The organism is Nevskia sp. (assembly GCF_023266035.1).
Taxonomy (GTDB): Bacteria; Pseudomonadota; Gammaproteobacteria; order Nevskiales; family Nevskiaceae; genus Nevskia.
In genome coordinates this window covers 6,957-13,625 of record NZ_JAHFRY010000131.1, presented here as the reverse complement: position 1 = coordinate 13,625, position 6,669 = coordinate 6,957, and the positions used below count along the sequence as shown (strand labels likewise).

Annotated in this window: 7 protein-coding genes; 3 read left to right on the top strand and 4 right to left on the bottom strand. The window is 65.3% G+C overall.

The genetic code is table 11. The features are described 5' to 3' along the window. Positions 1-406, top strand: a 406-nt coding sequence (locus Q0D45_RS17575) for a phytase (protein ID WP_293395795.1), incomplete at its 5' end; no start/stop codon positions are given. Between the two features lie 6 nt (positions 407-412). Here the strand turns inward: Q0D45_RS17575 and cysB are convergent. Further along, a complete protein-coding gene (cysB, locus tag Q0D45_RS17570; RefSeq protein ID WP_293395793.1) occupies positions 413-1,408 on the bottom strand; it encodes an HTH-type transcriptional regulator CysB in 996 nt (331 codons plus the stop codon). Positions 1,409-1,512: 104 nt separating this feature from the next. On the opposite strand from cysB, the gene Q0D45_RS17565 reads away from it, so the two are divergent. Together Q0D45_RS17565 and cysG are read left to right on the top strand one after the other, a co-directional pair. Next, positions 1,513-2,361, top strand: coding sequence for a sulfite exporter TauE/SafE family protein (locus Q0D45_RS17565; RefSeq protein ID WP_293395791.1), 849 nt, complete (start codon positions 1,513-1,515; stop codon positions 2,359-2,361). Positions 2,362-2,431: 70 nt separating this feature from the next. Further along, complete coding sequence (gene cysG, locus Q0D45_RS17560; RefSeq protein ID WP_293395789.1) at positions 2,432-3,832, top strand: siroheme synthase CysG; 1,401 nt, start codon at positions 2,432-2,434, stop codon at positions 3,830-3,832. A gap of 204 nt (positions 3,833-4,036) precedes the next feature. Here the strand turns inward: cysG and Q0D45_RS17555 are convergent, their stop codons facing one another. The 3 genes from Q0D45_RS17555 to Q0D45_RS17545 form a co-directional block, all read right to left on the bottom strand. Next, complete coding sequence (locus Q0D45_RS17555; protein ID WP_293395786.1) at positions 4,037-5,011, bottom strand: NADPH:quinone oxidoreductase family protein; 975 nt, start codon at positions 5,009-5,011, stop codon at positions 4,037-4,039. 62 nt (positions 5,012-5,073) lie between these two features. Continuing rightward, a complete protein-coding gene (locus Q0D45_RS17550) occupies positions 5,074-5,520 on the bottom strand; it encodes a MerC domain-containing protein (protein ID WP_293395783.1) in 447 nt (148 codons plus the stop codon). 60 nt (positions 5,521-5,580) lie between these two features. Continuing rightward, positions 5,581-6,669, bottom strand: a 1,089-nt coding sequence (locus tag Q0D45_RS17545) for a TonB-dependent receptor (RefSeq protein ID WP_293395780.1), incomplete at its 5' end; no start/stop codon positions are given.

Here is a 6,669-nt window from a genome sequence, read left to right as displayed (position 1 = left end):
CGGTATCTGGCGTTTCAACGCCGATCCGGCCGCATCCGCTCAAGCCGCGAGCTTTGCCAAGGCCGATGGCCGCATGCTGGTGGCGGATGTCGAAGGCCTGGCGCTGGCACCCGGTAGTGGTCGCGACGACGGCTACCTGATCGCCTCCAGCCAGGGTGATTCGGCCTATGCGATCTACCAGCTTGTCGACGGCACCGCCGTCGGACGCTTCAAGATCAGCGACAACGGTGCCGGCATCGGCGGCACCTCGGATACCGACGGCATCGAACTGGCGCTCGGCGATTTCGGCAAGGGCTTCCCCGGTGGCCTGTTCATCGCTCAGGACGGCGACAACGCGCCGCAGTCGCAGAACTTCAAGCTGGTTTCCTGGGCCGAGGTGCTGCGCAGGCTCAAGCCCGGTTCCTAGGCGTCGTTACAGCAGCGGCAGCTTGGCCACCAGTTCTAGTACCCGGCGCTGGCGAGCCTCGGGCTCGGTGATTGCTGCCACCTCGTCGACCATGTCACGGCTCAGCTGCGGCGCGAACTCGGTGATGAAATCGGCCATGTAGCCGCGCAGGAACATGCCCTGACGGAAGCCGATGTGGGTGGTGCTGCGCTCGAACAGATGATCGGCCGGCAGGTGGACAAGGTCGCTATCGAGGATCGGGTCATAGGCCATCGAGGCGACGATGCCGACACCCAGCCCCAGTCGCACATAGGTCTTGATGACGTCGGCATCGACGGCCGTCAGCACCACGTCCGGCTTCAGGCCGCGGGCGCTGAACGCCTGGTCGAGCTTCGAGCGACCGGTGAAACCGAAGGTGTAGGTGATCACCGGATGTTCGACGATCGCTTCCAGCGTCATTTCCAGTGGCTTGTCGCGATAGCGCAGCGCCAGCGGATGCGTCGGTGCCACCAGCACGCTGCGGTTCCAGTGGTAACAGGGCAGCATCACCAGTTCATCGAAGAGTTCCAGCGCTTCAGTGGCGATGGCGAAATCGGCCGAGCCGTCGACCGCCATCTTGGCAATCTGCGGCGGGCTGCCTTGATGGAGATGCAGGGTGACGTGCGGATAGCGTTCGCGAAACCGCTGGATCACCGGCGGCAGCGCGTAGCGCGCCTGGGTATGGGTGGTGGCAATGCTCAGCTCGCCCTTGTCAGTCTGGCGAAACTCCTCGGCGATGTTGCGGATGTTGTCCGCTTCCAGCAGCAGCCGCGCCGTGTATTCGAGGATGCGCTGGCCGGCCGGGGTGATCTCGACCAGATGCTTGCCGTTGCGCACGAAGATGTCGACACCGAGTTCGTCCTCGAGCAGGCGTACCTGCTTCGATACGCCGGGCTGCGAGGTGAACAGTGCGTCCGCCGCAGCCGTGACATTGAGTCCGCGCTTGGCGACTTCCTGGATGTAGTGCAGCTGTCGCAGTTTCATGGAACGATCTCTTTATTCCGATGCGTTCTGAAAGAATACCAATTGCTTCTTTGGTCGTGCGCAGTCTTAGTCGATACCGTGCCGTCCTCATTCCCGGATCATCTATGGACTTGCTAGGCAACGGACTCGGTTTTTCCATCGCAGGGCTCGTTGTCGGCACGGCGGTTGGCGCGACCGGTGTTGGCGGTGGCTCGCTGATGACGCCGATCCTGATCCTGTTCTACGGCATCTCGCCGGCGCTCGCGGTCGGCACCGATCTGCTCTACGCCTCGATCAGCAAATCCTTCGGCGTACTGCTGCACGGCCGCAACGGCTCGCTGGATTGGGCGATCGTCGGCTGGCTGTCGGTCGGCAGCGTGCCGGCGGCCTTGCTGACTCTGGTGATGCTCGACCAGATCGGCAGCAGCGCCGAACTGGACCGGCTGATCAAGCTGACCCTGTCCGCCGCCGTGATCGTCACCGCGCTGTTCACCCTCTGCCAGGAACTGCTGGCCTCGCGGCTGCACATGGATCAGGTGCGCGCGGAACTGCCGCCAGCCACTCAGCGCGCCCTGACCGTCGCGGCCGGCGTGCTGATCGGCACGGTGGTGACCATTTCCTCGGTCGGCGCCGGCGTCATCGGCATGATGATCCTGCTGCTGCTGTACCCGAAGCACGCGCCGATCCGCATCGTCGGCAGCGATCTCGCCCACGCCGTGCTGATCACCGCGATCGCCGGCGCCGGCCATGCGCGCATGGGTTCGGTCAATTACGAATTGCTCGGCTGGCTGCTGCTCGGTGCCTTGCCCGGCATCTGGATCGGCAGCCGGCTCGGCTTCCGCATGAACCCGCGCAGCTTGAAGCGGGCGATCGCCGGCATCCTGATCGTGGTCGGCTCGATGACCTTGTGGAAGACGCTGAACGCACCGACACCGGCGGCTGCAGCAAGCCAGTCGTCAACCGTCACGCACTGAGCGTCGCCTCGGCCAGTGCGCGGCTGCGGATCGGGCGTCACAATTGCGCCGTTCCTGCTCGCCTGAACCCATGTCCCAAAAGCCTGACGCTGCTGGTTCCCTGCCGAAGTACTTTCCGATCACGCTGCGCCTCGACGACGCCCGCGTGCTGGTGGTGGGCGGCGGCGAGATCGCGGCGCGCAAGCTGCGCCTGCTGCTGAAAGCCGGGCCGCGTGCCGAGATCGTCGCCCGTGAGCTGAATCCCGAACTGGCCGCGCTCTGTGCCATCGGTACGATCACGCATCTGGCGACCGAGTTCGATGTGGCGCAGTTGACCGGCGCGCGGCTGGTGATCGCCGCCACCGATGACAAGGCGCTCAATCGCGTCGTCGCCGCCGAGGCCACCGCGCGCGGCATCCTGGTCAATGCCGTCGACGATCCCGAGCCTTCGACCTTCATCACGCCGGCGATCATCGAACGCCCGCCGTTGACCATCGCCATTTCCACCGGTGGTGCCGCGCCGGTCGTTGCCCGCCGCCTGCGCGAGCGCATCGAAGCCGAGTTGCCGCAGAACTACGGCGCGCTGGCGGCCTACACGCAGAGCCGTCGCGATCGAGTCAAGACTGCGCTGGAAGGCCCGGCGCGGCGTGTGCTGTGGGAACGCTTTCTCGACAGCCCCGGCGCCGAAGCGGTGCTGCGTGGTGACGAAGCGGCCGCCGATGCCGTGCTCGAAGCCCTGCTGGCCGACCAGCGCCCGCTTGGCGAGGTCTATCTGGTCGGCGCCGGGCCCGGCGATCCCGATCTGCTGACCTTCCGCGCGCTGCGCCTGATGCAGCAGGCCGATGTCGTGCTCTACGACCGTCTGATCGGCGCCGGCATTCTCGATCTGGTGCGCCGCGATGCCGAGCGGGTGTTCGTCGGCAAGCGTCGCAACCAGCATACGGTGCCGCAGGACGAGATCAACGAGGAACTGGTACGGCTCGCTCAGCAGGGCAAGCGGGTGCTGCGCCTGAAAGGCGGCGATCCCTTCGTGTTCGGCCGTGGCGGCGAAGAGATCGAACGCCTGGCCGCGGCCGGCATTCCATTCCAGGTCGTCCCCGGCATCACCGCCGCCAGCGGCTGCTCGACCTACGCGGGAATCCCGCTGACCCATCGCGACTACGCGCAGGCCTGCATCTTCGTCACCGGCCATCCGCGTGCCGACGGCCAGCTGACCTTGCCCTGGGACGCGCTGGCGCGGCCCGGCCAGACGATCGCGATCTATATGGGCCTGGGCTCGCTGGCGATGCTCTGCGCCAAGCTCGTCGAGCACGGCCTGCCGGCGGACTGGCCGGCGGCGCTGATCGAAGAAGGCACCTCGGCGAATCAGCGGGTGATCGCCTCGACACTCGGCAAGCTGCCGGGCGAAGTCGCTGCCGCCGAGATCAAGGGCGCCAGCCTGGTGATCGTCGGCGAGGTGGTGAAACTGCGCGAGCGCCTGGCCTGGCGCTAGCGCCAACTCCCGTCATTCCCGCGCAGGCGGGACCGATTCGCCGGGAGCGAATCTGAGCGCGAGCCTGCGGAGCAGGTTGAGTGCAGGGATGCGCTCAACAATCCAGTTATCGGTTGCCAGCGGCGCTCTAAGGTCAAAACTGGATCTCCGCCTTCGCGGGGATGACAGTGTTCTAGATGTCCTTGGAAGCGCTCTAATGTCTGATCAGGGAATCAGCACGATCTTGCCGGTCACCTTGCGGGCCTGCATGTCGCGCATCGCATCGGCGGCGTCGGCCAGCGGATAGGCCTTCGAGATGTAGGGCGTAAGCCGGCCGGCGGCGATCCAGGCGAACAGCTCGGCGAAGTTTTCGGCGTTGACCTTCGGCTCGCGGACGATGAAGCCGCCCCAGAACACGCCGAGCGCGGCGGCGCCTTTCAGCAGCAGGCGGTTCATCGCGATTTCCGGAATGCTGCCGGCCGCGAAGCCGACCACCAGATAACGGCCGCACCAGTTGATCGCCGAGAAGCAGTCCTGCGCCAGCTCGCCACCGACCGGATCGTAGATCACGTCGGCGCCCTGGCCCTTGGTCAGCTTCTTGACCGCTTCCTTGAGGCTTTCTTTCGAGTAATCGATGACTTCATCGGCGCCCTGTTCGCGGCACAGCGCAAGCTTTTCGGCACTCGATGCGGCGGCGATCACGCGCGCGCCCATCAGCTTGCCGATCTGCACCGCAGCGAGGCCGACGCCGCCGGCTGCGCCGAGCACCAGCAGGGTTTCGCCCGGCTTCAAGCTGCCGCGCTGCTTCAGCGCGTGGATGGTGGTGCCATAGGCCAGCGCGAAGCCGCCGGCGATCGACAGATCGAAATCGGCCGGCAGTTTCAGCAGACCGTCGGCATTGGCGTTGACTTCCTCGGCATAACCGCCGATCGGCACGATCGCCGCGACTCGATCACCAACGACGACGTTGCTGACCTTGGCGCCGATCGCCGTCACCGTGCCAGCCACTTCAGCGCCCGGCGTGAATGGTGGCGTTGCTTTGAACTGGTACTTGCCGGCGATCTGCAGGATGTCCGGGAAATTGATGCCGGCCGAGGCGACGCGGACTCTTACCTCGTTCGGGCCGGGCGGCGCCAGGTTCACGTCTTCGAGAGACAGGGTTTCCGGGCCGCCGAGCTGCTTGCAGACAATCGCTTTCATGGGACGTGGTTTCGAGTTCGTGAACGGGGCGAACCGACCGCGGCTAAGCCGATCGATCTCAACTAATGGGGAGCGTGCGGCTGCGAGTGATCGTGGCCGTGATGACGCAGCTGGTAATTGCGCAGATGGGCGATGGCCAGCATCACCGCGCCGATCACCGTCAGCACGCGCTCGCCATGGGCGTCGATCAAACCGGTCTGGATGCCGAACGCGGCGAACACCATCAGGATCAGGCCGACGATGCCCAGCCCGGCGACCAAGTTGTCGCGATGCCGGCGCCAGCCCCAGCCGAGCGCGATGACGCTGGTCGGCACCGCGCCGAGCAGCAGCCATTGGTGGAAGCGTTCATCGGCGACCAGGCTCGATGCCGCCAGCGGCAGTGCAGCTACCAGCAGCGGCAGCGCCAGACAGTGAATCAGGCACAGCCCTGACAGCAGCATCGCCACCGCATCGAGCCCGCGGACGGGCGGTTCGGCGACAGTGGCAGAAATATTGTTTGGACGATTCATCGGGGGCGAAGATTAGCATCCGGCTGCGGCGTGAAGCCGCAGCCGGATGTCAGCTGCGGCTCAGATGGCGAGCCTGAAACCCAGGAACACCGAAGCGCCCGGCAGCGGCGCCACATCCTTGATGAATGAGGTTGCCCGGCGGGCATCGTCGTCGAGCAGGTTGCGGCCGCGGAGGTAGACCTCGCTGTCCGACAAGGCCTTTTCGCTCAGGCGGAAGCCGTAGGCGGCGGTGAAGCCGAGCATGTTGTAACCACCGGTCTCGGTTTCCAGCGAGGCGATGTCGTCCTGCTTGAACACGCGGGTGTAGTCGACACTGAGGCTGTAATGGCGGTATTTGCCGTCTAACCCTAAGCCGAAACGGGCCGGCGTGACTCGCGGCAGCTTGCTGCCGTTGTTCAGCTCGCCGATCACCTTGTCGCCGAAGCTGCGGACGCTCAACGTGTACGGCGACTGGATCAGCAGATAGCTGGCCTGTCCTTCAATGCCGTAGAAGCGGGTGTTGGCCTGCAGGTAGTTGACCAGGCGGATCTCGCTGTCGGGATTGAAGCTGCCGTCGCTGTCGACCCGGTCGGCGATGCCATCCGAATTCGGCGTGCCGCTGCCATCGGCGTTCAGGCCCTGATCGTTCTCGGCCAGATAGAGGTAGTTGTTGATGCTGTTGTAGTAGACGTTGCCTTCCCAGCTGAGCCGCTGGTCGTGGTGATCGAGGCCAATCTCGAAGTTGTTGGCGGTTTCGATCCTGGCGTCATTCAGGCCGCGCTCGAAGGTCGCCGTGGCGCCGTGCGGGCCGAACGAGTACAGCTCTTCCGGTACGGGCGAGCGCTGGGCATGGCTGTAGTACAGCTTCAGGTGGTAGTCCTTGGCCAGGTTGAAGATCGAGCCGAGCGACGCGCTGACCGGCGTGAAATTGCGATTCGGCAGCTCCGCGCCTTGTTCCGGCTTGTTGGTGTCGCGCTCGATTCTGACGCCGGCTTCGAGCTTGCCGTAGGCCCAGGGCCGTTCCTCGATCAGGAAAGCACCGAGTTGCAGCGTGTGGGTCGGCGGCACGAAGCCTTCCTCACCGACACCGGCGAAGCGGCGGAAATCGTGCTGCACGCCGAACACGCCGCGCCAGCCGAGGATCGGCGCGTGAACCACTTCGATGCGCTC

Coding starts and splice junctions, on each gene's coding strand:
- Q0D45_RS17555 (WP_293395786.1), bottom strand. CDS start 5,011: ATGAAAGCGATTGTCTGCAAGCAGCTCGGCGGCCCGGAAACCCTGTCT.
- cysB (WP_293395793.1), bottom strand. CDS start 1,408: ATGAAACTGCGACAGCTGCACTACATCCAGGAAGTCGCCAAGCGCGGA.
- cysG (WP_293395789.1), top strand. CDS start 2,432: ATGTCCCAAAAGCCTGACGCTGCTGGTTCCCTGCCGAAGTACTTTCCG.
- Q0D45_RS17550 (WP_293395783.1), bottom strand. CDS start 5,520: ATGAATCGTCCAAACAATATTTCTGCCACTGTCGCCGAACCGCCCGTC.
- Q0D45_RS17565 (WP_293395791.1), top strand. CDS start 1,513: ATGGACTTGCTAGGCAACGGACTCGGTTTTTCCATCGCAGGGCTCGTT.